Consider the following 23,108-nt stretch of genomic DNA (forward strand, 5'->3'; position numbering starts at 1 on the left):
GGCTTTTTATTCAACCCAACTGGCCCCTTTTTAAACCGGTGCCTGGCCCGTTTTTATCCCGGTGTTGACACCGCTGCGTTGCATTTTCCGCTGCAGGTGACCTACAACGACGAGCCACTGCCGCGCGTTGATTTTCTCAAAGGCGCGCATGCCGTCCTCGAGCGCGAAGGCTACCGCATCGGGGTCTACAAAAACGTCAATCTCGATCATGTGCCCACGATCAATTTTCACGGGCTGACGCTCAGGCACAAGCTGCCGAGCATCAAGGAAGTCCACCACACGCTATGGCGCGTAAAGGTCGATATCATCGACGCGCCCGAGCTCGTTCTTGTCCTTCCGGCCCGCAAGGAAATCTACCGCAACCCCGCGCTCGATCGGCTCATGGAGATTGCCACCGATGCGATTTACTCTGCGATCAGCAAAGAACCGTTCCATCGCCTTGCCCACAAGGACTGGCTTGCCGCGCGGCTTGCCGGTTGCGGGCTACCCGAAGCAGCAAGGCAATTACCCTCCTGGCAAGGACACTGCGCGCGCGACAGTTACCATGAAATCGCGCCCTATGCCGAAATTGATCCGACGGCAGCCATTTATGATGACGGAGACGCCTGCGATTCCGTGACTTTCGGCCGTGCCATCGCATTCTCGCACGGCGATGACCGCTCCATCGATTCCAACCGGCTCATTGCGCCCGCCGACATCACCTTCTTCGCGGCCGTGCCGCAGTATCAGGGCTACAGTTGGTACGTTGCGCTGTCCTGCTACGCCCAGACTGGCGTTACCCATCGTCAGCACGACGGATCCGAGACAGCTTGCGAGACTGATGCGGTGACCTTCCGGCCCGATGTCATCACGATCGAATTGACCGATCAGCATGACAAGCGCCTCAATCTGCTGTCCGATTTTGCAATCCAGGAAGGCGAGAACTGCTGGTCTGACGCCGACGAGGCGCGGATCGCCTTGACCCGCACCGCCAGTATCGATCCCGGCGATCTCACCGAACTGATCATCGATGCCATCTTTTCGCCATCGGACGATTCCGACGCCGACAGCTACGATACGCAGGAAACCCGGTTCCGCCATGACGCAGCGGTGCGCGCCCATGCCATTCTCGAAGGCGAGGACGCGGCCATCATCGCGGGCATCCGGATGGCGTTCGCCGACCGCGTTGCCTGGCGCATCCCGCACGGGCGTACGCTTCAGCTCAGCTGGTCCCACGAGAATACCAGCCTTGAACTTCGCGCCGCGAGCGATGCGAAGCCCCAATAACGGGCGCCTGAACCTGACGCCGCCCGGATTGCAGCCGTGGTTGGTATCCCACACTTCGGGGAGCAACTGCCATGAAGTTCAACTACCAACTGACCGGCACGATCGACGTGACCGAGGGCTCGCGGCTCAATGCCACCGGGACCGCGATCATCCTGCCCGACGGCAAGACTCTCAGGCTCTGGGAAGCATGGGAAAGTCATCCCGCCGATGAAGACGACCATACCGACCTGTCATACGCGGACCTTGTCCGTATCGGCATTCATTACGACACGCTGTCGACGGCGTTCGAGGAAACTTGAGGCGGGCGAATGGACCGGCATGCCTGCCGAAACGCCGAGAGTGGAAGAGGGGGTGGGGGTTCGGGTGACGGTTTGAAGGTGCGGGAGCGGCCTGCACCGGCCGCCCTCGGAGATTTCCCATGAGCCGCACCCGGCCAGTGATAGCGCGCCCCGACGTCGCCCAGACCATTACCGACCTGATCCTCGAGAAGATCGAGCAGGGCACAGCCCCCTGGCTCAAACCCTGGTCGGCGTCCAGCACCAGGCCGCTGCGACATCAGGGCATCCCCTATACCGGGATCAACAGCTTCTTCCTGTGGGCCGTCGCCGATACCACGGGCTACACCAGCCCTTTCTGGATGACGTACCGGCAGGCCAGCGAGCTTGGCGGTCAGGTCCGCAAAGGCGAAAGCGGCTCGTTCAGCGTCTACTACAACACGGCGCGCAAGTCCGACACTGACCAGCTCACCGGGGAAACCACCGAAAAGACGATCCGCTTCATGAAGTGGAACCACGTCTTCAACGCTTCGCAAATCGATGGCCTGCCCACCCACTATTATCCCGAGCCGCCCGATCCTCGGGCGATCGGCGAACTCTCCGCCAATGTCCGCGCGTTTCTCGACGCCATCCCCATCAAGGTGGTCCACGGCGGCAGCAGTGCGCATTACACCCCAAGCACCGACACGGTCACGTTGCCGGATCCCCATGCGTTCCATTCGATCGAGGCGTATTTCTCGACGAGGTGCCATGAGCTGACCCACGCCACGGGCCATGGCTCGCGTCTCGATCGTCAGTTCGGCAAGCGCTTCGGGGACGACGCATACGCGGCGGAAGAGCTGCTCGCCGGGCTGGCGCAGTCGATTCTGTGCGCCGAATACGGGCTGCCGAATGAACTCCACGACAGCCACGCTTCCTACATTCACCATTGGGCCAAAATTCTGCGCGCCGACAAAACCGCGATCCTTCACGCTGCGGCCAAGGCCGAACAGGCGGTCAAGTGGCTACGCCAGTTCGATCCGGCGCTCATCGAGTCGGTGCGCGAGGCGGCCTGAACACGAGCGTACCCGCTGACGCGGATTCCGAGGGTGAGGGGAGGGGGGACGAAGGGCTGCGCCCAAGTGCGTCAAGGAGCCAGCCGCCATGAACTATGACCTCGATTTTCGCTATCGCCGTGCCCTCCAACCAGACGCGCTGTGCACGATCGCTACCGCCACCCAGGCCGTGGTTGATGCGATGCAGGATGCACGCAATGCAGGCGTTGATGCTGCGCGCGACCCGGCAACCATCCTCCTCGCCCGGCATGTCGGGCGCATCGCACTCGGCAATCCGGCCGATGCCACATATGAGGAAGATCTGCCCTTGCGCCGGCAGTGCCTCACCCGGATCGACGAACTGAAGTCCAAGCCCGCGCTTGTCGCACTGGCCCGCCGCGGGATCAGCTATGACCCGGAAGCCAAACGTGCCTTCCACCGCGAAGCCCGTTCGGCGCTGCGCATCGCCGCCCGCCATCTGGGGCTGGATCATGATCAATATGACCTCCGCAACAACATGGCAGGCCCAGCCGTCTCCGGTGAAATCACCCTCCACGCCGACGAGATATACATCCAGGTCACGACCTCTTCGTTCGGACACGGCCGTGAGGTCATGTTCCGCCGTTGCAAAGGTCGCCAGGATTACCGGGGCGAGCACAACAACTTCTGCGATATCGCCGTCCTCGTCGATCCCGTCCGCTTCACAGCGCTCGTCACCCGGGAAACGGGCCTTGCGATTACGCGCCGACAACCTGAACTCGTATAGGAGAACCCTCATGGGCTGGCTCTCGATGACCCGATCCGGCATGGCGACCTTTGCCACGCCCAAGGCTTACCTCGACAACCAATGCACTTATACGCCGGACCCGGAGAAGGGCCGGGACAAGGGCCTTCGCGTGCTCAAGTCGACCGTTCGCTCGAACGCATATTACGCCGCCTGCCAGAGCTACACGGCCGACGGCCCGGAACAGACATTCGCGATCATCTGCCTGATCAAATGGAATCCCGCCGCTCGCGATGGCTACCTCTTCGCCTACAAGGACCAGGACGAAATGATGGGCCCCTACAAATACGATTGCCCGGCTTCGATCCTCGATCTTCTGGGGCCACCCGGCAACGACTACGCGGCGCAGTGGCGCGAGCAATGCCGCCAGCGTCTCGCGCTCACCACGCGGCGCAAACCCGCCCCCGGCGATACTCTGGTCCTGCCCGAGGCGCTGACGTTCACCGATGGCCAAGCCGAACGCAGCTTCCGGGTCGTGCAAGCGGGCAAAAAGGTAAGCTTGCGCCGGGCCAGCGACGGCGTCGGGGTGCGCATATCCTCACTGATGACGCGCGCGTGGACGATCGTTCCTGCGCCGCTTGCGCCCCATGCCACATGACAGCGGACATCAGAGCAAGACCATGACAGACCCAGTCTCTCCCAAGCGTTCCGCCAAGCGTGCCAAGCTGTGCAGCATCGAGAACGCCAACCGCGTCGCGACGCAGGTGGCCGACCGCATCCTCAGCGACACCGCGGTGGTCAAGACTGGCAATCCGCTTCAGCCCTTCCGGGTCGTGCTGGCCAGCAACGCGCCGCAGGGGCGCACGGTCTCGCGGGTGGTCACCTGCAATGATGATGAGCCCTGATCGGCTGCCTATCGCCTTTCCCGTCGCATCTGCCTAATCTTCGGGCATGTGCAATCTTTAACCGCTGGGCAGGGACATGACGCCCGATCAGGCAATCCCCCCGACAAACCCGACCCTATCACCCTGATCGGGCATGGCGAGATGACACTTGCCGGATAGCGCGAGACGGCGACCTTAGCTTGTCCGAACGCTCACGACGACGTGCTCAATCGCGCCAATCGTACTTCGCCGCAGGATTGGCCTGCGCCTGAGAAATCACGTTTTTGACGGCCTTCCTGCAGTTTTCCGGCAGCTTATCGAGGTCGGAGGCGATCCGCTTGATGTAAGTCTCACCGTTGTGTTGCTTGGCCACTCGCCGCAAGATCTTGGCCACTTCGTTGGTGCGGCACGCGGTCAGGGCGAGGTCGTGGGGCGGCCACGTCGATGACATAAAGGCGTCGACGAGCTCACGCCGTGCCGCCTTGCATCGATCCCAGTCTAGAAAAGGTATGAACTTGAAGATTTCGGGAACGTCGTCAGACTTCGCTAACTCACGATGCATAGGAGGGAACGCCGCTGCGATCATCAGCGATACGGGCTGGTTGCGCGAACGCAGCAGCGTCGGCAAGAGGTAGCCTGCAGCCGCCAAGAGAGCCTTTGGCGCGACCTTCTCAGCGTCGAACATGAAGGCTGCGCAGGCCTCGACCGCCTCCTTGTTCAGATCGAAGCCGCGACGATCCCGCAGGATCTGAGCTACCTCCGCGATCGACCAGATCAACCGAAGCCTCGCCGGATGTGTTGCTTTCCCAAAGGCAACCATGTTCCGGCTGGCAATCACCGCATCGACGTTCTTCTCCAAGCCGATTCGGGCAGCCCACGCGCCATCAAGTTGGTCTCCCACTGTGCTGAGCATCGATGCTAGGAACGCAACCTCGCCATCGCCGAAGCGGCAGCCGAGGCAACGGTTGAGAGCATGCTTTGCAAGTTTCACCTTTGTGTCGTCGGCCAGCCCATCGAGTACGCGCGGCAGGATTGTGACAAACCTCGCGATCGGAAGAACATCGCCGGACACGGCACGTAGCAGCAGATCGGGAGCCCGCGTCGCCAGCATGTCGATCGCGCGCTCCCCTACCTGCTGGTCAATGAGTATAGCAGCGAACTGACGGTCGTCGGCTTGACGCAGCAGATCGAGCAGCATCGCAGTTACTGCTGCCAGATCGAGCGCATCGCTGTCCGCGAGCCAACGCGCATCTTCGACGCCGGGAATTAGTGTCCGCGTAATCATGACATCGCGACGTGCAGTGGGTGAAAGCGATACAAGCGCCGCCCGCACATCCATTCTTGAAGAGGCGAAAAGCGCTTTGTCCAAAACCAATCCGGAGAGCTGTTCCGCACCAAAGTCGTTGACCTCACCAAGGTGCCGTAATTCCATCACCAACTGCGACCCGTCCAGCCGGTCGAGCAGAGGTTCGGCGGCGGGAATCTGCCAATCCTCTGTCAAAAACGGCAACAATACCCGGCAAATCACATCGAGAGTGGCAGAATCCAGCTGCGGGAGGACCAGTTCGAGGCGTTCGACTAGTGGGCGGTCATCGGCAATACGCCCGATCAGAGACCCACCTTGGGCCAGCAGCCGCCCCAGCACCGCAGGATCAGCTTCGAGCAGCGCTCGCTGCGAACGGTCCGTGAACGTGTTTCCAATGCCCGACGCAATCCTCGGCAGCAGGTCGGCGGCTACACCGCGCGGATCCTCCTGTGAAAGAAGCGCCACGGCGCCCTCCGGCGCACGCGCAGCGAGCTGCTCGACCGCCTCGGCGACCGCAGCTAGGCCCCTGGGCATCGACCGTCCCTGAAGCTTCCGGGCGATGGCGCTGAGGAAGCTCCATGCCTCAACCTCGGGGAAAGTCACGGAAGCCTGGTGCGCAGCATCCGCAATCGACGGCTCGACCGCTTCAAGGGCGAGAGAGTCACGGACTTTGCCGGAGTTGGCTATGTCCAATAGCCCAAGCGCCGCCGTCGGCGTGGTGTGCAGCTTCGCGACCAATTCGTCCCAAAGCAGTGCGATGCGAAACGCGGCTGCGTTATCGATGTCCTGATCGCCTCCGCCAACCAATCCAATCTCGTTGGCGGAGAGCAACTTCGGAAAGGGTTGGTCGAAAACTCGGGACACGATCGTATCGGTCCACCGATGCCGACCACCCTGAATCGAGCGGCCATCCACACGGCGACCGTTCCAATCCGCGAACTTCGCCCGCGCATCCTTCGGCGCGAACACTAGGTCGAAATCGCGGCCCGCGACCTTGCGGGGTGACAGCGCGAATGTCGATAACGCAAATTGCCGGCGAAGCGAAGGCCACAGTGCGGTAAGCAGGCGCGTGGCGATAAGATCGGGAGCGACTGCATCAAGAACGACAACCGGTCTCGACTCTTCGAGGAAAAGCGCTTCCAGCAGCTCACTACCAACAAACCCTGGTACGGGCGGAAGAGGCTCCGGCGACGTCGTCTGCACAACGACCCGGGTCGCGTCGCTGGCGTCAGGAAGCCGATCGATGTCTACCAGTTCGAGATAGGCCGACAGCCCCTCAGCCTCTGCCCAGCCCTTCATGGGAATGATCAGACTCAAGGTCCGCACGCATCCGGCGCGGGCGACCGTCAGGTCCTGCCATGTCCGCGCCAGCACGAAGCTTTCGCCACTCGGGAGTGGATAGGCCGTCAGATAGGATTCAAACCTTTCACGTGGACGTAGCGGCCCTGCGACATCAGACAGCCGATCAATGACCGACTGGTCCTCCTTTGGAAGCTGCGCAGATGCGGCGAGGAGCTGATGCCCTTGCCGGTATCCATGGACTTGACGCTCGACGATGATCACGGTCAGCTACCGACCGCCCACGCAATTGGCAGAGTCAGATCTGGATCCTTGTGCCAGATGCCCTCGTCATCCTGCACGGCTACCCATCCCCGACCGTCCAATCCATTCTCCTGCACATCGTCTCGGCAATTCTCGTCGGCCTTTAGATCACCGCCGACCACGCTGAGGCCAAAGACCCGCAGATCGATCCCCTCAATGTCATCTAGGCGACCCGCGAGCAGCGGATACTCGCGTTCGAGCCAAGCTTTCGGTCCCATCACGAATTTCTCTTGATCGATGATGTCCCAGGCACTGACCACGATGGAGACACGAGGCGGCTGGCCGTCCGGGCGTTTCGATAGCGAGGTCTCAAGGAATCGAAGCAGCTCGCACAGCATGACTTGGGTTGGGAGCCCCTGATCTTCGGCATTGCCAAGCTTGGCGAGATGCTGCTTCGAAGTCACCCAGTTCAAAGGGCGGATGTCAGCTTCCGAGTTGACGCGGACGAATAGCAATGCCCCGTTGGCCGAACGCATTTCCTCCATCAGCGATGTCGAGACTTCGCCATGCTCGGCTGCGTTCAGCCATAATTCCCCTGAGATGTCGGGAATCACAATCGTCGTTTGTTCTCCACCCTTTTCGGCCGCCACGACCACCTCGAAGTCGCGCCGGTCGTCAGCGTGCTCGGATCGCGGCGCGAAGTTGCCGGAATACAAGTGATCGGCGACATCGAGGACGAAGCGGATGTCCTCGGGCTGCACGGCCGCATGCAATCGGCCGGTTCCGGCGTCGAGCGCAGGCCAAACGCGCCCGACGAAGTTAGTCTTGCCGGAGTCGGGACCGCCAAGAAGCACGATCGAGCGGTTCACCGATCCCTCCTGTACCCAATGTATGAGCGAGAGCCCTCCACAGGGTCAGAGGAGGGCCAGAATTCCATGGCAGGCAGGTCGCTGGTAGTGGAGGCCGCGATAAGTTCGTCGAGGCCGAAGCCAGCTTTCACCTGCTCGTCGTTATCGGAGAACGGCGCAACCGCCAGGACGGTTGCTGCCACGTCGCGCTTCGCCAACTCCGCCGTGAGGCGGGTCGTGACGGCGGCCGACAGCTCACCGGAATCGCGATGAGTGATCACGAGCATCAGCTTCGGTATTTCACCGCTGAAAAGCGTCCCAAGCCGACCAGCAAGCTGGCCTACCCGCGATATGACGCCCTGCCGACGCTCTTTATTCTCAAGCGCGCGACCGTCTAGCACGACCCAGATCACCTCGGCGGCTCTTAGAAATTCAAAGCGATCGGTCCGCGAGGTGCTGACCAACTCCGTAGTCCATTCCCCTGGTAGGTCGGGCAGAGCCAGATCGACCCTCCGGCCGTCCGAATCTCGGACTAGGCGCAAATGCAGGAACCCGGGCCGCCGTTCGTCGGACAGTTCAGTGTGAACAGTCATTTGCTCGGGCGGGTTCCCCGCATTCCACTCACGCGAGCCGCGCGCGATGTCCTCGAAAGCCATTAGGCTCTTGCTGTCGGCGAATTTCCATCCTGCCAGTTCAGCGTTCGAGATCATCAGGTATAGGCTGGCAAGGCAGGCAGTCTTGCCCGACTCCGGATCGCCAAGGATACCGATTACTGTCACGTAGCGCGAGGCCATCATCTTGGAGATTGCGTCGGGACCGAGAGTTCGGCTCGAAGGGAATGAGGAGGTGCCAGTCGGCCGTTCGAGCACGGGTGAGCCTATAGCTGACAAAGTAGTTGGGTCGGACGGATCGACTACATCGACCGAAACACCAGTGGTCACTGCCGCCGCCTTGCCGATCCGGTTCTCGCAGGTGACCGGATCACGCTCCAGTGCACACACACCAGTCTCTCCGACCGCACAACCATCGAAACTGCAAGCGGAGCTCACAGCTTCATGATCCCTTGATCGCACATACGATTCAGACCTGCCTCAAGCAGGGCACGGCCAGCCCATGTAGATGCCTTTCGCTTCTCGCCGGATCCTGTAGCATCGACTTTGCCTGTGGTGAGGGCGTGGAGGAGCGGAAATACGGACGAGTGATCGGCAACGCGACTCGCGTTGAAGGAGGCTGCAAGCAAGGTCCGGTCTTCGCCGATCACCCCTATCAACTCCTTCAGATCGAGCTCGGGGTCCTTTTCGACTGTGCGGAGCACGAGATCGTGGTGCAGGTCGGCGGGAAGCCGGCGCAGGTGGCTTGCTGCTTCGATACCGGAGGCGACGAGGCGCAACGGCTCGGCCATCGCGCCGATTGGGCGCTTAAGCAGCCGACTGCGATTCAACAGCACCCACCACAGGAAGTCTAACTCTTCTCGATCAAGTGTAGCGTTACGGCGGAGCGCCTCAATGGTGCCCCCAGTAGCCTTCTTGAACGTCGTGGTAGGATTGCCTTCCTGAGCAATCGTAACGGTCAAGTCGCCCATGTCTGGAACCACACTTCGTTCACGCACCTTGTTCGCAGCCGAACGGCTACGCTGCTGCGCAAGATCAAGCACCTCGCGACGCAACTTCTCGCGCTTCTCCTCTGTCACCGGCGGCTGGAAAGCCAATGCCGACCATACGGCGTTCGAATAGACATCTGCGGTGGTCCACCCGCTCGTGCTCGGCGCTGTGCGAAGAATGGATACGATTGCGAGACCGGCACATACGCCGACATCAAGCGGGCTCTCCTCGTATAGAAAGGCGGATGCGTGTTTCTGCAATCCCTCCTGCACTTCCATACCAAGGTTCTCATTGGGCTGGCCGTCACCCCCCAGTGACTGTGCGATCATCTCCGCCTTGCAGAGGATCTCGCCGATGTTGCTAATCTTGCCCCACACGCCCGAAAGCTCGCCTATAGTTGTCCGCCGCGCATCGACGTCCTCGTTCGTCGGCGTGAGCGAAGTAATCCTCATGTGTACTGGAAGGTTGTCCATTACGCGTCCCTCTCGTCTCGTTCGCCTATCAGCCTGTCGATCATCAAAATCAAATCGGGGAGTCTGCCTTCCCGGGCGAGCCAGTCAAATAGCCTGCGCTCCAAGCCCTGGTTGATCCGCTCGTTAGACTCGGCCGGGATGGCATCGAGTTCGACGAGGATCTTCAGCCGCTCGTTTTCGTAGAGGTCGCGAAAGAATCGCAGCAGGGCGAGTTCGTAGCCTTCGGCATCCGGCGGCATTGGCGGTGTCTCCTCTGCACTGGTCTCAAAGCCTTCGGCGGGGACCAACTCGACGACCGGTTCAGCCGCAGAATCATCCTCAACGACATCCGCTATCTGCCCCGGACGGACTGGAACCTGACCGATCTTCTTGAAGTTCGGCGAACCTAGCGTGAAACGCGGCTTCTTCCCGCCCAGCCGCTTGTTATCCGGCTCGAAACAGGTCTTCACTGGGTTCCACGTGCGCGGGTGCATTGTGACGACGAGATTGTCCGTGCCCTCGTCCCAGTCGAATTCTATGACGTTGTAGGTGTAGGTGAAGATGTCATTCGACCTGAACGGGACAGCGGCGCCGGCTGCGAGCATCATGAGATCGCAGCCCTCCTCGACCTCCTCGACCTCGACTTTCGGATCGTGCTCGTGGCCGGAGATCAACACCCGCGCCCGGCTGCGCACATACTGACGCACATCAACAGCATCCTTGTACCAGTTCAGCGGATGATGGACGAGGACGACGTTTTCCTCACCTGCGTGCCGGGGGATAACGAATTGACGTTCGCCCATCACCAGCTCCGGCTGGTCGTCGCGCTCTTCGCCATGGCAAAGTAGCGAGGAATTGAGCCGGATGAACCTGATCCAGCGGTCCCGCCCTACTTCAATGCGAAGGTTAGTCGCGTATTTCGCTTCCTCATCGAGTCCGCAATTGTAGCCAATGCAGAACCGGCCGTAATCCTCGAACCTGGAGAAGAGCGTCGCGCGGTCATTCTCGTTTGCGATGACCTTTTCGTATTCCGCCGGACCTCCCGCCCGGATGAACTCGAGGAGTTTACTTCCGCCTATAGATAGCTTGTCCCGATCGAGGTCGTGATTGCCGGGGACCATCTGAACCCGATGTATGGGGCACCCAATCCCTTCAGCGAGTGCATCCAGCCATTTGCCGGCGGCTTCGTATTGTTCGGCCTTGCCCGAAAACGCGACGTCGCCCGTTACGAGGATTCCTTGCGCCGCGCCGGATGGCGAACCGGCGATCACCTCCGCAGCGTCCGCAACCAACTCCTTCTTCACATCGTCATGGATGTGAACGACATGGTCGCGTTCCTGCCCGAAGTGAATGTCAGATACGTGGACGAAGATGGCCGACATTAACCCCCCAATTCGCAATCAATGTGCGACAGGAACGGATGTAGGTGCTCGCAGAGAGTATTTCTATCGGAAATGCCAAATATCAATGACGAACGGTACGGTTTATCTGAGGCTAAAGGCGTTTGTGGACGAAGCCTGTTTGTCTTTCGCGCGCGGCAGCAGGTCGGAGAACGTTGCGACACTCACCTTCAGTATGAACCAGGTCCCCGATCAACGAACCATGAGCGGCCAAGCTCAAAATCCGCATCGGGTGACACTAGCGGCCCGTCGGGGGCCTCGCTCACGTAGGGCGATACCAAATCCCTGCGGTGAACGCGTAACCGGCTCAGCCAGGCAGCCGTGCGGCCACGCGCCTTGAGGATGGCCAGCAGCCAATCCATCGCTTCCGCCATTTCGCCGACGCCTCGCCCGGCGAGGCAGTAATAAATCGCCCGCTGAAAATCGTCGCAAGCCGTGCTCAGGATTGTTGCAAGCCGCGCGCGTCCGCCATCCGCGCCTTCGTGGACCAGGGACACTGCCTCGCGCAGTTCGCGCACAGATAGCCAGGCATCGTCGATACCAACCCCGATGCACAGCGCGGCAATCGCGCGTCTGACTGCGTCACACGACACATCGCGCAGCACGGTGTCGAGATCGAACCCGCCCAGAACGTCATCCAACTTCATCGCAATTCCTTTCGAGTTCGGAACGTAGCGTGAACGCTCTGACCCCGTCAATTGGGGAAGGGAGGGGAGGGGGGATGAACCGGTGATCAATTGAAGGAGCCTGCCCATGACCACCAGCGTCGCCCCCGTCGCCCCGTCGCCCGAAGCCCAAGAGACCACGAGGACCGCCGAAGTTGCCCGGCTCAACGACGCTGCCCGGTCCGGCACATTGGCAAATTCCCGGACGGTGCTCACCCGTGCGCTCGCCGACCTGCTGGCAGGGGGCTCGGACGATCCCGCGATCCGCCAGGTCAGGCTGTTCCAGGGCCAGTGCGCCATGCGTCGGTTGATCAACGAGACCCCGATCGATCCTGGCAACGATCCACACGGAGAGCGGGACTTCGGGGTGGTGACGTATCTTGAGCGCAAGATCTTCTGGAAGGTCGATGTCTACGAGAACGATGGAACCTATTCATGGGGCGCCGAGACGCCCTGGGACGCCAAGACGAGCTTCCGTGTCGTCACCATTATGCTCGCGACCGACTACTGAGCCATGTCGCGCTTTTCATTGCGGCCGCTCGCCCATCACACCGACCTGTTCGAGATCGCGCTGGGCTGGGACCCGGGCCTCGGCACCTATTTCGTGACGGTGTTTGGTACGCCCGACCGCGACCGCGAGCCCGACATCCGGCTGTGGCGCGGGACCAGTCCGCGCGAGATCGGCGCGCCGTGCGAGATCATCGCCATAGCTTCTGCCTATGCGGAAATTCCGGATGGCCTCGCGCGCCAACTCGAGATCGACCGGCTCGCCTGTCCCCACAATCCGGACCGACCGGCAAGCAAGCTGCTCGAAGAACTCCTCGGGCGCTCCCGTTCAGCCCCTGGCTGAACCGCACGCCGCCCACCGGCGCTGTCCGCTCCCGGGCACCGATCTCGTTTGCCCGGTTCCATCCAACAAGGGATCACCACCCATGTCCAACTGCTACACGCACTCCTGCTTTGTCTTGCATATCACCGCCGACGAATGCGGCCTGCTGCGCGAGGCCGTCGCGCTGGCGCAATTCGTCGAAGATCAACCCGACGCTGAAACCATCATCCAGCGCTGGCTTGGCTTGTCTGAGGCGTTTCGGATGATCTTCCCGCCTACCGGCGAGGAAGTGATATCGGGGTTCCTCGCCATCTTCCCCGACTGCGACTTCCCGACCTTTGGCACCGACTTTGCCTTCGATGAGCAGGATGACGGATCGGTCCGGGTGTTCGCCACCGCCGACCAGTTCGAGCCTGACGCGGTTGCCGCCCTGCTGCACCGCACGATCACGCAGTCGCTCCCGGTAGCGGCGACCTGGTCTTACGACAGCGATCGTCATCAGCCGGATGCCTTCGGCGGCGGCGGGTTTATGATCGATGCCGCCGGCATCCACTGGATCGAGACCAGCAAGGTCCACGATACAGTCCACTTCGCCCCCAAACTGGTCATCGCCACGCGTGATCCCGAAGAGGGTCTGCTGTTCTGGAACAGTAAAGACGGGTTTGGAACGCTCGATACTGCCGACGTCTTCACCGAGAACCAGGCGCTGAGCACCGATCTGCCAATTGCGGGCGACCAGCCCGAATGGCTCGCGTTGCCTGCATGTCTGCCCGCCTGAAACACGCTGACGAATGTCCCCGATGGAGGGCTCCAGAGAAGGACTGCGGGCAAGGCCCGCAGCTCGGCCTGACGGCCGGGAGGGAAGGGGGGGGGGGAATGAGTGATCGGACAAGGGGTTCGGTCGCATTCAATCCAACATTCAGTCCTACCAGGAGAACGTCCATGAACATCGGTGAAATCAAGAAGAACGCCAGCGGCCAGCTGATCGGCACTGTCGAAACGTTGACGATGACGCGCACCATCGGCCTGCGGCCGGTCAGCTCCAGCAACGCCCGCGCGCCCAAGTACGAAATCGTCGCGCTCAACGATCAGCGCCGCTGGGTTGCCGTCGGCGCTCTGTTCGAACTCGCCTCGAACTCGACCGGCGAGATCTTCTACCAGGGCAAGATCGACGATCCGTCGATGTCGCAGCCGCTCTATATCGCCGCCTTCCCGCGCGAGGACGGCACGATGGCCATCGCCTGGCAGCGTCCGCGCCGCCGCAACAGCCAGCTGGGTTCGAGCGAATACGGCGATGGCGACATGTTCACCGGCGGCGAGGCAGCCGATGCCGGTGAGGCCAGTGACGGGCATAACGGCGATGGCCTCGGCGACAGCACCGCTACGCCGCCGGGCAAGCGCGGCCGCGCCAATGCCAAGGACGGCGCCGAACACGAAGGCGCGCTGCCGCCGCTCGTCGACGCCTGAGTCCATCCCGCACCTCCGACCGAACGGGGACCCAATCGCGGGTCCCCGTTCCCACGCAATGGCCGCAGGCTCGCCCCACTTGCGGCCTGAGGCGGAACGCCGGCCATCCCCCCGCCCGGCGTTCCGCCTCTTCTTTTGCCTGGGCGGCAACGGAGACACTTCATGTTCACAGATAGCGAACGCTTCGCCTTCGACACGCGGCGGCACCATGCCTTTGCGACTACCGGCAATGCCTATGACGCGTCGCAATGCGACGAGAGCATCAAAACTGGCGATACCCTGATCGTGCTGCCCGAGCGCGTGATTGCCGTCGCCATGACCTGGCCCTTCGCGGTGACCGCAGAAGCAGGAAAGCTTCACAGCGTAGCGCCGCCCCGCGAAAGCGAGACGCTGGCCGACATCGCCCGGTTGCTTCATGTGACGACTGCCGACTTCGAGCACGCGGCCGAGCTGGCGCGCTGCCTCGGGTTTTCGCTCGACCCCAACCTTGTGCCGCTGCTGCCAGCCTGAACGCGCCGGACGCCCTTGCTCGCGCAAGAGGCTGGTGAGGGGAGAGGGGCGATCGCGGTCGGATCAACCTATTGCGAAAGGACACGTACCATGGGCGACAGAGCCCCCGTTCACATCACCATCGGCGGCGCGCTGCGCCGCGACCTTCTGGCCGACCTCGCAGCCTGCGCCGAGGAATACGATCTGCGCACCGAATGGGACGGCGAGCCGTTCGGTCCGGCGGCGGTAACCGAGGGCGAGTCGCTCGAGCTCTACGGCACCGAACTCAACGGTGGGCAGGTCACGGAGGTCGACGCGTTCTGCATCGAGCACGGGTTGATCTTCCGGCGCTGGTCGGGCGGCTGTCCCGGGGCCTATCTCCCCGAGATTGTCGTGTTCGACGGCACGGGGCCCATGCGCGACTACACGGCGAGCGAAGACGAATATGTCCTCTTCCCGCCGTCCTGGATCAGGGGCTTCACCCGGCTGCGTGACCTCAAACGGGCGATGGCCAAGGCCGAGATCACCGTCCCGCCGCTCGTCATTATCTCACGCGCCGAACCGCCCCGGGAGGGCGCTCTACCATGAAATACGTCGTCGCCTTTTACGCGGTCGATCGCGCTTACGGCGGGCCGGAGGAAGGTGGATGGTGGTTCGACACCGGCGAACTCGTCCGCCTACACCGGGTCTGCCTTACCGAAGCTGCTGCAGCGCGGCTCGCGGTGCGCGCCAATCGGCTGCTCGACCTGGTCCAGCGCGGCCATTGCCGCCTTGATTCCGTGCTCTACGTCGGCGGCCGCTACCGCGCCTGCCTGTTCGAACACATGGCTCCGCCCCGCTTCCCGCAAGCCCCACCCCGTTACGAATGAGGCTCCCATGACCGATCCCGATTCTGCAGCGTCGCCGTCTGATGAACGCGGCCGCACGCTCGCGCAGTTCCCGCTCTCGCGGGTGACCGAGGTCTTCCATGACGAAATGCTGGGTGTTCTTCCCCCGGCCCATATCCGCGGCGCGGCCGGCTTCTTCGTCTCCGAAGCGGTAGCCGAGGACATCCACGCCCAGTTCGTCAGCCGCGATGGCCGTTTCTACGGCGGCTATGTTGCGCTGCGCGATCCGGAGACCTGGATCACCTCGGCCCGTATCGCCGCCTACGATGTCGATAACCCTTACGCGGTGGAACTCGCCTGGTATCCCGATGGGGCAGGGGAGGCTGCTGCGTGACCCGCCACAGGCTCCTCGAACTCGGGGCAGGGCCAGCGAACGAGCCCTGCGCCCAGCTCGGCCGAACCCCCGATTTCGAGCGCGTCAACAGACATGAGCTGCGCGCCTTTCAGGCAGCGGTGATCGCGGTCAACGGCCCGCCGCCTGAACCGCTGGAATTCGCGGCGATCGCCAACGCTCATGATTTCGGGACGTACCGGACGCTGTGGATCGTCTCGCTGGTGGCGGTACTGCCGCCCAGCGCCCGGCGCTGGCTCAATGGGCTGGACGTGCCGTCAAGCTGGATCAGCGCGGGGTTCCCGCCGCCGGTCACTTACGCAGGTTCGGGATTTCCATGCGTGCGCCCTTTTGCCGAGGTGATCGCTGGCGCGTTCCAGATCACGCGGCCGCGCGACGACGGCAGCATCTTTCCGCCCGCAAACGCGGTCCTCCACCGCAATCTTGAAGCTACCTACGGCCCCATGCTGGCCGCACGCGGGGCGGGCGTTACCCCGGCGATGCCGACGGGAGGGTAGGGGGAACACGGCGGGCAGGCGAACAAGGAGACCTGCCATGCCCCGCTTTTACACCGGAATCGGTGCACGCCGCACCCCGCCCGAAGTGCTCGCGCTGATGACGCGCGCTGCCTTCGCCCTGCTCAAACGCGGCTACCTCCTGCGCTCCGGCCATGCAATCGGCGCCGACAGCGCGTTTGAACGCGGGGCGGGGGAGGACAAGCAGATCTTCCTGCCTGCGCCGGGCTGGCGGGGCTCGGCGAGCCAGTTCCACCCGGACGCATTGCCGCCGGAGCTGTGGCAGCGCGCACGGGCCATTGCTGCCGCGGCGCACCCCGCTTTCGCCGGACTCGATCCTTTCATCCAGGCCTTGCACACCCGGAACGTGTTCCAGGTGCTGGGGCCTGAGCTCAATGCGCCCGCCGACTTCGTCCTGTGCTGGACCGCCGATGGCGAAGCCTCGGGCGGGACCGGTCAGGCAATCCGCATCGCCGCTGCCCACGGCGTTCCCGTCTACAATTTCCAGCGTCCGCGCGAGCGTGCGCACGTCGAACGCCACCTCTCACTCTGAGCATTGCCCTGCCGTTCCGGTCCCCGACGCAGCTGCGCTGGGCAGCGCCAGTCTGGGGCGGCTGTGCGCTTCCCGCGAAGGAACTCCCATGTCCGCAATCCACCTCGCCCTCGATATTCCCTGCACGCGCGACGATGCTGCCCGGCTGTTCGCCGTGCTCATCTTCCTGGCACAGCTTGAAACCGACCCGGATGCCAAACCGGGGCCGGAACTGGACGCGACCTTCGGCGCAAACGCGCGCGAGGCGCTGCTCGGGATCATCGGCCACCCCGTGCCGCTCGGGATCGACTGCCGCTATGATCCCGTGACCAACCTGCTGTCGGTCACTGATGTCGAGGGCAGGCCTAACCTTTCCGCCGTGCCGGTGCTTCTCCTCTGGCTTTACCCCGACAAGCTGCCGCTCGCCTACGCGGCCCACACCGCCGCGCGTCCCGAGCACAAGGTCTGGACGCTGATCGGGCTCAATCGCATCGAGATCACCGAGGACGCGGCCTCGGTCGAGACGCGCCTTGCGGCACTCCGCTCCGAACCCGGCGCTGTGCGCCGGATCGACCTGCTACCGACAAAGCCCTTGCCGAACGGCGACTGACGCCTGGGTGCGTGCCCACTCACGCGGCGGCGCGGTCCGGAGGGGTGTCGCCGGTTCGGCGCCGGGGACAACGCGGTGGCAGCGGCTCGCCTTCCTTCCACACCATGTGCGTTACGCCCTCGCAGGCGAGCAGCGCCTCGAGCGGTTCGCTGGCCTCAGTATCGCCATCATGGATATGGATCGCGGTTGCATCCTCGCCGGTGTCCTTGAGCACCAGGCTGGCGATCGGCGCGCTGGCATCGAGGTTGACCCGCATACCCTTCACGAACCGGCGCTTCTCAGCGACCGTCTTGGCAATGAGGTACTGTTCGTCGCTGCTTTCGTAGGGCAGCCATTCGCCGGTCACCGGCATCAGCGCCACTTCGATCAGGTCGAATGTCCCTTGCCTGCGCCGCGCGAACGAGCCGGCAACGACGAGGTGGCCCTGGTTCCCTTGTGCCTGCCACAGCGCCAGCTCGCCCGCGAACCGCTTGTGGAAGCGGCGCGCCATGTCGGGGTCCATGACGAACGGCATGTCGCCGACGTGACGAAGTACGATGCGCTCCGCGCCGTGCGCCGGGGCGATTTCCTTGATCTCTCCCACCACCACCATCAACTCGTCACGCGAACGGTAGACGCGCTCAAGCGCCGCCCGGCGGCGCGCGCGCAGGTCCTCCTTGTCCTCGAGCCGGAACGTCTCGGGCACGAACAGGACATGGGACAGAGCTTCCTGCTTGACCTTGCAGCTGGCCGCGGCTTCGAGCAGCGCGCGGCGCACCACGAACCAGCTGCGCTTGCCCGCCATCTTGGGATGCCAGTGCGTCAGTTCGGCCCGGTCCCACAGGACATGGAGCAGCCCCCGCATCGACAGCTTCTGGCCTGTGGACTTGACCGTCGGTTTGTCGTTGGTGAGCGCCGCTGGCGCGAGCCGCGCCGCACCGCGTGACAGCGGAAAGGCGAGCTTGAGCGTCGTTTCGCCGGAAGCCTCGTCGTCGATCACGGCATTTCCCCGGACCTGGGCCATGCCGGTCAGGAAGTCCGGAGCCTCGTAATGGTCGCAGGCCGTCGCATGACGTGCGCCCGAACCTGGCCAGCGCGCCAGCACGTAGCGATCATGGCGGTGGCTGATATAGAGCGGCAGCTCTTCGTGCCTGCGGCATTCGCAGAGCACCCGCTCCTTGCGCGCATAGGCTGCGCCGAGCACAGCCTGCAGGTCATCCTGGCCGCCGGTGACGACCTTCCCGAGCACACGGTATCGCTGGATCATTGGGGATCTCCAATTTCTCGCGATCGACGCTGCCCGTTCGACCTCTCGCGCATTCTCCTTTGGTTTGTCTGACGCGGCCCGCATGGCGCGCGCTGGGCCAAGTCTATCCTTGCCCGTGACCCCCGGCAAGGCCGGCGGCGCAGAGCGTAACCTACCGCCAGATTCGCTTGGTCAGTCCGCTTGGCCCGCCTCGTGCGCGAGGCTCTCGGCAATTCCCTCGGCAAGCCCGAGGCACAGTGCGGCTTCTTCGCGGCTCAGCACGATCTCGCTCGCGGCCTGATCGGCGAGCTTGCCTGCCAGTACTGTCGCCATGGCCTCAGCGACCATGCGCGCGCTCGGCATCTGGACCTCCTGATCCATTCGCGATTCTCCCTTGCCAGTCGCATGGAAACACTGCCCCTGCGGGCGCTTCCAGAACGGCCCCCAATAGCCTTTCTAGAGCCGCTGGTCGAGCATTGCTGCAATCCACTGACGCGGTGGGCCCGCCATGCGGGCGACAATCGCACATCGGTATTGGGCTAAAGGTGGTTGGGGTGTTGGGAGGCAAAGGGCAGGGGAGAGGGCGGGGGCACCCCTACGCCCGCGCCCCGCGCGGGGCTTGGGGCGACCCGCTCTACTCGCTAGGGCGCGCGGTCGGCGCTCTCGCGCCGCCGCCCGCCCAACCTCGCCGGCAAGAATGCCGGCCCTTCGGGTGACGATCGGGGCCAGTCGGGAAGAGGGGAGGGCTTGGTTCGACAGAGCGGCCGCGCTAGGGATTGTCGATGCCTGTCGTTCTTGCCGCTGCAGCCTTGTGCGTTTCCGTGACCGTCCATGACGGCGACACCATCCGCTGCGGCCGCGAGCGGGTGCGCGTCGCCAACATCGACGCGCCTGAACTGCCGGGCAGTCCCAAGTGCCAGGATCGCCGGGTGTCCTATGCCTGGTGCGATTACCGGGCAGGCGAGGCGGCGCGCGTGGCGCTCGTCCGGCTTGTCTCGCGCGGTCGGGTCATGATCACGCGGCTTGGCACCGATCCCTATGGGCGGACGCTTGCCACAATCTCGGTGAACGGCGTGGACGCCGGCGACTACCTGATCGCGCAGGGCCTCGCGAAGCCCTGGCGCTGACGCGCCCATTCGCACGCGGTGGCACTCTGAAATTTCCGGATCAGCCCGCTCTTCGTGCAGGTGCTGACGCACAAGGCCGTTGCGGTAAGCGGAGAGAAATCGAGGTTTCTCGTGCGATCTCGTTCTGACTTGCCCGGACATGCGCAGGCGGGAGTACCGCTTCGAGGGGAGGGTGCGCATGGACACCGGCGTGGTGCCGGGGTGCCCTGACGGGATGCAACCAAGGCAGACGGGTAGGAACGCCTGGGAACCTGCGGCCTGAACTGACGAAACCGCCCTTCGTTTGCCGATGAACCCTGCAGCGCCAGTCCCTGGCCGCAACCCAAAAGCAGCGGACCGTGAAGCCCTGCGGGCTTGCCGCACCACTCCTCGCTTTTGGGTTTCCCTCACGCCCGTTTGATTTTTGGCGTTCGGTGCGGGCCCGGGCCTTTGGCCCTGCCTGTGGTCTTCATCGGCGGGCGGTTCCGCCGAATTCAAGCCACGGAGAAACCCCATGAAGAACCTCGTCATCCTGATCGGCCGCATCGCTAGCCAACCCGAAACCCGTCACGCCGGTGAAACCGCGATTACCTCCTTCACTCTTGTCACCGACCGCCCCAAGCTGGTCGATGGCAAGACGGTCAAGAACGAGGCCGGCTACACCGAGACCCTCGCTGAGTTCCACCGCGTCACCGCTTTCAACGGCCTCGGCACTTCGGTCGCCAAGCACAAGAAGAAGGGCGACATGGTCGAGGTCCAGGGCCGCCTCCACTACTCGAAGTGGACGGACCGCGAGGGCGTCGAACGCTACGCGGTCGAGATCGTCGCCGAGGAAGTCCTCTTCCTCTGACCGGAGCCCGGGAGGCGGCAGCGCCGCCTCCCAACGGGGGGTGAGGCCAATCCCTGCCGGATCGTTGCACCCCCGATTTCTCACAAAGACAGGAATTCCCCATGACGATCACTGCCGAAACGCCGGTGTGGGATACGCCGAGCGGCATGGGCGGCACCTTCACGGTGGCGCTGCTTGAAGACGATCCTGCCTGTCCAACCGTCCTCGCGCGGGTCTGTTATGGCCGCCTCGATGAGGCAGGCCGCTACCATCCCTGGCGCGAATGGGATGGCTACACGTTCCGTGTCGCCCGCACCGAACTCGCTCATCCGCGCCGGTTTGCCGATCCGACCCCGCGCTACCGACCGCCGGGGTGAAGGTGGATGCCGCGTTGCACAAAATTCAACTGCCGGACCTTATTTCGCATTTGCAGCATTTAAGGCGTCACCCCATATCAGGAGTGCCTTTCAGGCATCCTCTCCCAAAACTTTCCAAGGGGCCGGCGCAAGCTGGCCCCATTTTTTTGCGCATGTCGATCTGGAGCGCAAGCCAACGGCACTGGCATTTGGCGGCCGCGGCCCATAGGGTCCGCCATCGCCAATTAGAGAAAGACCGCACGCAATGGCCGATGAAATGCTCCTGGATCATGTCGCCGATATTGTTTCAGCCCACGTCAGCAACAATTCGGTCGCGGCGGGTGATCTGCCAGGCCTGATCCAGTCGGTCTACGCTTCGCTGGCTTCGCTTGGTCAGGTGCCCGAGCCGACCGAGGAAGTCCGTACGCCCGCCGTGTCGGTGCGCGCATCAGTCAAACCCGATGCGGTTACCTGCCTTGATTGCGGCGCGAAGTTCAAGATGCTCAAGCACCATCTCAGCACCGATCATGGCATGACTCCGGCCGAATACCGCGCCCGCTGGAACCTCGCTGCTGACTATCCAATGGTAGCGCCGGACTATGCCGCTCGCCGCAAGGAACTTGCTCTCAAGATCGGTCTCGGACGCAAACCGCGTCAAGTGGCTGTGGTTGCACCCGCCAAGCTGAAGCGAACACGCAAGAAGCTTGGGGTCGCCTTCGGCTCGCAAGGTGTGGTTTCGGGAGGGGTGCTGGACGGTTCCTGAGTATTCAGTTCAGGGAACCTCGACTGGCACGGGGGCAAGCCCCTTCGCCCGCTTTGCGAGCTTTCGATCGAAGGTCACGAAAGCGCTGCAATGCCCGGCCTTGGCCAGATGCAACGCATCGGCAAAGTCCATCCCTTCGCCTAGCCAGTCGAGCGCCTGGGCAACTTCGACCGGCTCCTCCAGTGTGATACCTGGAAGACCACCGATCGCGCGGAGTCCGTCGGCAATAGCCGCGGGCGTGAAATTGTAACCGGCGCGCAGGACCCATTCGATCTCGAGCACGACGGTCGTTGCAACGAATACGTCGCCTTCCTTGATGACCTTGCGCGCCGCTTTGGCCTGCTTTTCATCGTCGGCGGTCAGAAACCTGACGACGATATTGGTATCAATCGCGCGCACGGCGCTTTGCTTCCTTCGCGATAGCTGCATCCATCTCCTCGAGCGACAGCGCGGGACCACTGTGGCGCATGGAGCCGAAAACCGCATCGATCACGGTTTCGGGAAAGGCCGGGGTAGCTCTGAGGAGCACCCCATCGGGCGTGTCTTCCACGGTCAGCCGGGTGCCTGCAGACCAGTGTCGCCCTTCGCGGATAGCCTTGGGCAGGATAACCTGCCCCTTTGTCGAGATCACCGTCGTGATCCGCTCCTGCATACCCATCTCGATCTCCAGCGGTAAGATGAAAGTAAGATAGCCGCGCATCCGATCCTTGGCAAGCCCATGCTGAGAACAGCCATCGCTGCTTCTCATATTGTGCGATTGTGCCGGTTCTGTCGTTTGTGACACTTTACCCGGCGGGTAGAGTGTCAGAACTGACAAACCGTACGAGGCACGCGAAAGGGGATTCACAAGATTCACCTTTTGTGCTCAAAACTGATCCATGCAGGACCAAACACACATTTCCGGCGTGGGAGCCATCTATGCAGCGTTGGCTGCGGCATCGAAACGCCCGCGATATGCCTTCCTTGTCCTCCAGCTCGTGGCTGAAGCAGCCGACGCCCGTGGCCGTGCCGGTCCGCTCGTCGGCCGAGGAGAAGCCCCGATGCTGCTACGCGACTGGCTATGCACCCAGCTTCTTCCCATGAGCGAGCAAAGCGTGTGAGAACACCGGGAATAAAAGGGGCCACGGATCGGCCGGTAGCACCGGATTAAAAATGGGCCAGTCCTGCTAGAC

31 protein-coding genes are annotated in these 23,108 nt (G+C 63.0%); 21 read left to right on the forward strand and 10 right to left on the reverse strand.

Annotation, left to right across the window (positions count from 1 at the left end; translation table 11 throughout):
- From K5Q19_RS21005 to K5Q19_RS21030, 6 genes are all read left to right on the forward strand, one after another.
- Positions 1–1,266: ATP-binding protein (locus K5Q19_RS21005; RefSeq protein ID WP_292949290.1), on the forward strand; the 1,266-nt coding region annotated here is incomplete at its 5' end.
- Positions 1,267–1,337: 71 nt separating this feature from the next.
- Positions 1,338–1,565, forward strand: coding sequence for a hypothetical protein (locus tag K5Q19_RS21010; protein ID WP_066213784.1), 228 nt, complete (start codon positions 1,338–1,340; stop codon positions 1,563–1,565).
- Between the two features lie 119 nt (positions 1,566–1,684).
- Positions 1,685–2,596 carry a zincin-like metallopeptidase domain-containing protein gene (locus K5Q19_RS21015; protein WP_066213788.1) on the forward strand — a complete coding sequence of 304 codons (912 nt, stop codon included), beginning with the start codon at positions 1,685–1,687 and terminating at the stop codon, positions 2,594–2,596.
- Positions 2,597–2,684: 88 nt separating this feature from the next.
- Complete coding sequence (locus K5Q19_RS21020; protein WP_066213793.1) at positions 2,685–3,341, forward strand: hypothetical protein; 657 nt, start codon at positions 2,685–2,687, stop codon at positions 3,339–3,341.
- A gap of 10 nt (positions 3,342–3,351) precedes the next feature.
- The gene (locus tag K5Q19_RS21025; RefSeq protein ID WP_231729300.1) at positions 3,352–3,957 is read left to right on the forward strand and encodes a hypothetical protein; all 606 of its coding nucleotides are present in this window, start codon (positions 3,352–3,354) and stop codon (positions 3,955–3,957) included.
- A gap of 22 nt (positions 3,958–3,979) precedes the next feature.
- Positions 3,980–4,204 (forward strand): hypothetical protein, encoded by a 225-nt coding sequence (locus K5Q19_RS21030; protein WP_066213821.1) that lies wholly within the window; start codon positions 3,980–3,982, stop codon positions 4,202–4,204.
- 205 nt (positions 4,205–4,409) lie between these two features.
- Here K5Q19_RS21030 and K5Q19_RS21035 read toward each other — a convergent pair whose 3' ends face one another.
- From K5Q19_RS21035 to K5Q19_RS21060, 6 genes are all read right to left on the reverse strand, one after another.
- Complete coding sequence (locus tag K5Q19_RS21035; protein ID WP_292949304.1) at positions 4,410–7,052, reverse strand: hypothetical protein; 2,643 nt, start codon at positions 7,050–7,052, stop codon at positions 4,410–4,412.
- A gap of 2 nt (positions 7,053–7,054) precedes the next feature.
- The gene (locus K5Q19_RS21040) at positions 7,055–7,900 is read right to left on the reverse strand and encodes a hypothetical protein (protein ID WP_066213802.1); all 846 of its coding nucleotides are present in this window, start codon (positions 7,898–7,900) and stop codon (positions 7,055–7,057) included.
- Positions 7,897–8,880, reverse strand: coding sequence for a hypothetical protein (locus K5Q19_RS21045; RefSeq protein ID WP_292949307.1), 984 nt, complete (start codon positions 8,878–8,880; stop codon positions 7,897–7,899). Before K5Q19_RS21045 ends, K5Q19_RS21040 begins: the two co-directional genes overlap by 4 nt.
- A gap of 44 nt (positions 8,881–8,924) precedes the next feature.
- Positions 8,925–9,953: a GTPase-associated system all-helical protein GASH gene (locus K5Q19_RS21050; protein ID WP_066213807.1), complete on the reverse strand. Its 1,029-nt coding sequence runs from the start codon at positions 9,951–9,953 to the stop codon at positions 8,925–8,927.
- Positions 9,953–11,314 (reverse strand): metallophosphoesterase, encoded by a 1,362-nt coding sequence (locus K5Q19_RS21055; RefSeq protein ID WP_066213810.1) that lies wholly within the window; start codon positions 11,312–11,314, stop codon positions 9,953–9,955. The genes K5Q19_RS21050 and K5Q19_RS21055 overlap by 1 nt, the downstream gene beginning before the upstream one ends.
- 188 nt (positions 11,315–11,502) lie before the next feature.
- Entirely contained in the window at positions 11,503–11,979 is a 477-nt protein-coding gene (locus K5Q19_RS21060; RefSeq protein ID WP_066213812.1) for a hypothetical protein, read from the reverse strand.
- A 106-nt stretch (positions 11,980–12,085) separates the two neighbouring features.
- Between K5Q19_RS21060 and K5Q19_RS21065 the strand changes: the two genes are divergently transcribed.
- The 11 genes from K5Q19_RS21065 to K5Q19_RS21115 all read left to right on the forward strand — a co-directional run bounded on the left by K5Q19_RS21065 (position 12,086) and on the right by K5Q19_RS21115 (position 17,657).
- On the forward strand, positions 12,086–12,508 hold the full coding sequence (locus K5Q19_RS21065; RefSeq protein WP_066213815.1) for a DUF3768 domain-containing protein: 423 nt from the start codon (positions 12,086–12,088) through the stop codon (positions 12,506–12,508).
- 3 nt (positions 12,509–12,511) lie between these two features.
- Positions 12,512–12,847 (forward strand): hypothetical protein, encoded by a 336-nt coding sequence (locus K5Q19_RS21070; RefSeq protein WP_066213816.1) that lies wholly within the window; start codon positions 12,512–12,514, stop codon positions 12,845–12,847.
- 82 nt (positions 12,848–12,929) lie between these two features.
- On the forward strand, positions 12,930–13,604 hold the full coding sequence (locus tag K5Q19_RS21075) for a hypothetical protein (protein ID WP_156445383.1): 675 nt from the start codon (positions 12,930–12,932) through the stop codon (positions 13,602–13,604).
- 164 nt (positions 13,605–13,768) lie between these two features.
- A complete protein-coding gene (locus K5Q19_RS21080; RefSeq protein WP_066213464.1) occupies positions 13,769–14,293 on the forward strand; it encodes a DUF736 domain-containing protein in 525 nt (174 codons plus the stop codon).
- A gap of 162 nt (positions 14,294–14,455) precedes the next feature.
- Complete coding sequence (locus tag K5Q19_RS21085; RefSeq protein WP_066213458.1) at positions 14,456–14,803, forward strand: hypothetical protein; 348 nt, start codon at positions 14,456–14,458, stop codon at positions 14,801–14,803.
- A gap of 90 nt (positions 14,804–14,893) precedes the next feature.
- The gene (locus K5Q19_RS21090) at positions 14,894–15,370 is read left to right on the forward strand and encodes a hypothetical protein (protein WP_066213455.1); all 477 of its coding nucleotides are present in this window, start codon (positions 14,894–14,896) and stop codon (positions 15,368–15,370) included.
- Positions 15,367–15,651 carry a hypothetical protein gene (locus K5Q19_RS21095; protein WP_082739420.1) on the forward strand — a complete coding sequence of 95 codons (285 nt, stop codon included), beginning with the start codon at positions 15,367–15,369 and terminating at the stop codon, positions 15,649–15,651. The genes K5Q19_RS21090 and K5Q19_RS21095 overlap by 4 nt, the downstream gene beginning before the upstream one ends.
- A 7-nt stretch (positions 15,652–15,658) precedes the next feature.
- Positions 15,659–16,003, forward strand: a complete 345-nt coding sequence (locus K5Q19_RS21100; protein ID WP_066213452.1) for a hypothetical protein — start codon at positions 15,659–15,661, stop codon at positions 16,001–16,003.
- Positions 16,000–16,518, forward strand: coding sequence for a hypothetical protein (locus K5Q19_RS21105; RefSeq protein WP_066213449.1), 519 nt, complete (start codon positions 16,000–16,002; stop codon positions 16,516–16,518). The genes K5Q19_RS21100 and K5Q19_RS21105 overlap by 4 nt, the downstream gene beginning before the upstream one ends.
- A gap of 37 nt (positions 16,519–16,555) precedes the next feature.
- A complete protein-coding gene (locus K5Q19_RS21110) occupies positions 16,556–17,068 on the forward strand; it encodes a hypothetical protein (RefSeq protein WP_292949319.1) in 513 nt (170 codons plus the stop codon).
- Between the two features lie 88 nt (positions 17,069–17,156).
- Complete coding sequence (locus K5Q19_RS21115) at positions 17,157–17,657, forward strand: hypothetical protein (protein ID WP_066213447.1); 501 nt, start codon at positions 17,157–17,159, stop codon at positions 17,655–17,657.
- A gap of 19 nt (positions 17,658–17,676) precedes the next feature.
- On the opposite strand, the gene K5Q19_RS21120 is transcribed toward K5Q19_RS21115, so the two are convergent.
- Positions 17,677–18,903 carry a DUF1173 domain-containing protein gene (locus K5Q19_RS21120; RefSeq protein ID WP_066213445.1) on the reverse strand — a complete coding sequence of 409 codons (1,227 nt, stop codon included), beginning with the start codon at positions 18,901–18,903 and terminating at the stop codon, positions 17,677–17,679.
- 171 nt (positions 18,904–19,074) lie between these two features.
- Positions 19,075–19,263: a hypothetical protein gene (locus K5Q19_RS21125; protein WP_066213442.1), complete on the reverse strand. Its 189-nt coding sequence runs from the start codon at positions 19,261–19,263 to the stop codon at positions 19,075–19,077.
- A gap of 401 nt (positions 19,264–19,664) precedes the next feature.
- On the opposite strand from K5Q19_RS21125, the gene K5Q19_RS21130 reads away from it, so the two are divergent.
- The 4 genes from K5Q19_RS21130 to K5Q19_RS21145 all read left to right on the forward strand — a co-directional run bounded on the left by K5Q19_RS21130 (position 19,665) and on the right by K5Q19_RS21145 (position 21,936).
- Positions 19,665–20,009, forward strand: coding sequence for a thermonuclease family protein (locus K5Q19_RS21130; RefSeq protein WP_066213936.1), 345 nt, complete (start codon positions 19,665–19,667; stop codon positions 20,007–20,009).
- A gap of 493 nt (positions 20,010–20,502) precedes the next feature.
- Positions 20,503–20,838 carry a single-stranded DNA-binding protein gene (locus K5Q19_RS21135; RefSeq protein ID WP_066213939.1) on the forward strand — a complete coding sequence of 112 codons (336 nt, stop codon included), beginning with the start codon at positions 20,503–20,505 and terminating at the stop codon, positions 20,836–20,838.
- Positions 20,839–20,939: 101 nt separating this feature from the next.
- Positions 20,940–21,194, forward strand: a complete 255-nt coding sequence (locus K5Q19_RS21140; protein ID WP_066213941.1) for a hypothetical protein — start codon at positions 20,940–20,942, stop codon at positions 21,192–21,194.
- A gap of 244 nt (positions 21,195–21,438) precedes the next feature.
- A complete protein-coding gene (locus tag K5Q19_RS21145; RefSeq protein ID WP_066213943.1) occupies positions 21,439–21,936 on the forward strand; it encodes a MucR family transcriptional regulator in 498 nt (165 codons plus the stop codon).
- Between the two features lie 9 nt (positions 21,937–21,945).
- Here the strand turns inward: K5Q19_RS21145 and K5Q19_RS21150 are convergent, their stop codons facing one another.
- A complete protein-coding gene (locus K5Q19_RS21150) occupies positions 21,946–22,335 on the reverse strand; it encodes a type II toxin-antitoxin system VapC family toxin (protein ID WP_066213946.1) in 390 nt (129 codons plus the stop codon).
- Positions 22,322–22,636: an AbrB/MazE/SpoVT family DNA-binding domain-containing protein gene (locus K5Q19_RS21155; RefSeq protein WP_231729310.1), complete on the reverse strand. Its 315-nt coding sequence runs from the start codon at positions 22,634–22,636 to the stop codon at positions 22,322–22,324. Before K5Q19_RS21155 ends, K5Q19_RS21150 begins: the two co-directional genes overlap by 14 nt.
- Positions 22,637–23,108 lie beyond the last annotated feature (472 nt).

The sequence above is a fragment of the Novosphingobium sp. genome (assembly GCF_019748365.1).
Lineage (GTDB): Bacteria > Pseudomonadota > Alphaproteobacteria > Sphingomonadales > Sphingomonadaceae > Novosphingobium.

Bases quoted from the DNA above. Each gene is read 5' to 3' on its own strand.
- K5Q19_RS21010 (WP_066213784.1), top strand. From the start codon at position 1,338: ATGAAGTTCAACTACCAACTGACCGGCACGATCGACGTGACCGAGGGC.
- K5Q19_RS21015 (WP_066213788.1), top strand. From the start codon at position 1,685: ATGAGCCGCACCCGGCCAGTGATAGCGCGCCCCGACGTCGCCCAGACC.
- K5Q19_RS21020 (WP_066213793.1), top strand. From the start codon at position 2,685: ATGAACTATGACCTCGATTTTCGCTATCGCCGTGCCCTCCAACCAGAC.
- K5Q19_RS21025 (WP_231729300.1), top strand. From the start codon at position 3,352: ATGGGCTGGCTCTCGATGACCCGATCCGGCATGGCGACCTTTGCCACG.
- K5Q19_RS21030 (WP_066213821.1), top strand. From the start codon at position 3,980: ATGACAGACCCAGTCTCTCCCAAGCGTTCCGCCAAGCGTGCCAAGCTG.
- K5Q19_RS21050 (WP_066213807.1), bottom strand. From the start codon at position 9,953: ATGGACAACCTTCCAGTACACATGAGGATTACTTCGCTCACGCCGACG.
- K5Q19_RS21055 (WP_066213810.1), bottom strand. From the start codon at position 11,314: ATGTCGGCCATCTTCGTCCACGTATCTGACATTCACTTCGGGCAGGAA.
- K5Q19_RS21060 (WP_066213812.1), bottom strand. From the start codon at position 11,979: ATGAAGTTGGATGACGTTCTGGGCGGGTTCGATCTCGACACCGTGCTG.
- K5Q19_RS21065 (WP_066213815.1), top strand. From the start codon at position 12,086: ATGACCACCAGCGTCGCCCCCGTCGCCCCGTCGCCCGAAGCCCAAGAG.
- K5Q19_RS21070 (WP_066213816.1), top strand. From the start codon at position 12,512: ATGTCGCGCTTTTCATTGCGGCCGCTCGCCCATCACACCGACCTGTTC.
- K5Q19_RS21075 (WP_156445383.1), top strand. From the start codon at position 12,930: ATGTCCAACTGCTACACGCACTCCTGCTTTGTCTTGCATATCACCGCC.
- K5Q19_RS21080 (WP_066213464.1), top strand. From the start codon at position 13,769: ATGAACATCGGTGAAATCAAGAAGAACGCCAGCGGCCAGCTGATCGGC.
- K5Q19_RS21085 (WP_066213458.1), top strand. From the start codon at position 14,456: ATGTTCACAGATAGCGAACGCTTCGCCTTCGACACGCGGCGGCACCAT.
- K5Q19_RS21090 (WP_066213455.1), top strand. From the start codon at position 14,894: ATGGGCGACAGAGCCCCCGTTCACATCACCATCGGCGGCGCGCTGCGC.
- K5Q19_RS21095 (WP_082739420.1), top strand. From the start codon at position 15,367: ATGAAATACGTCGTCGCCTTTTACGCGGTCGATCGCGCTTACGGCGGG.
- K5Q19_RS21100 (WP_066213452.1), top strand. From the start codon at position 15,659: ATGACCGATCCCGATTCTGCAGCGTCGCCGTCTGATGAACGCGGCCGC.
- K5Q19_RS21110 (WP_292949319.1), top strand. From the start codon at position 16,556: ATGCCCCGCTTTTACACCGGAATCGGTGCACGCCGCACCCCGCCCGAA.
- K5Q19_RS21115 (WP_066213447.1), top strand. From the start codon at position 17,157: ATGTCCGCAATCCACCTCGCCCTCGATATTCCCTGCACGCGCGACGAT.
- K5Q19_RS21120 (WP_066213445.1), bottom strand. From the start codon at position 18,903: ATGATCCAGCGATACCGTGTGCTCGGGAAGGTCGTCACCGGCGGCCAG.
- K5Q19_RS21125 (WP_066213442.1), bottom strand. From the start codon at position 19,263: ATGGATCAGGAGGTCCAGATGCCGAGCGCGCGCATGGTCGCTGAGGCC.
- K5Q19_RS21130 (WP_066213936.1), top strand. From the start codon at position 19,665: ATGCCTGTCGTTCTTGCCGCTGCAGCCTTGTGCGTTTCCGTGACCGTC.
- K5Q19_RS21135 (WP_066213939.1), top strand. From the start codon at position 20,503: ATGAAGAACCTCGTCATCCTGATCGGCCGCATCGCTAGCCAACCCGAA.
- K5Q19_RS21140 (WP_066213941.1), top strand. From the start codon at position 20,940: ATGACGATCACTGCCGAAACGCCGGTGTGGGATACGCCGAGCGGCATG.
- K5Q19_RS21145 (WP_066213943.1), top strand. From the start codon at position 21,439: ATGGCCGATGAAATGCTCCTGGATCATGTCGCCGATATTGTTTCAGCC.
- K5Q19_RS21155 (WP_231729310.1), bottom strand. From the start codon at position 22,636: ATGCGCGGCTATCTTACTTTCATCTTACCGCTGGAGATCGAGATGGGT.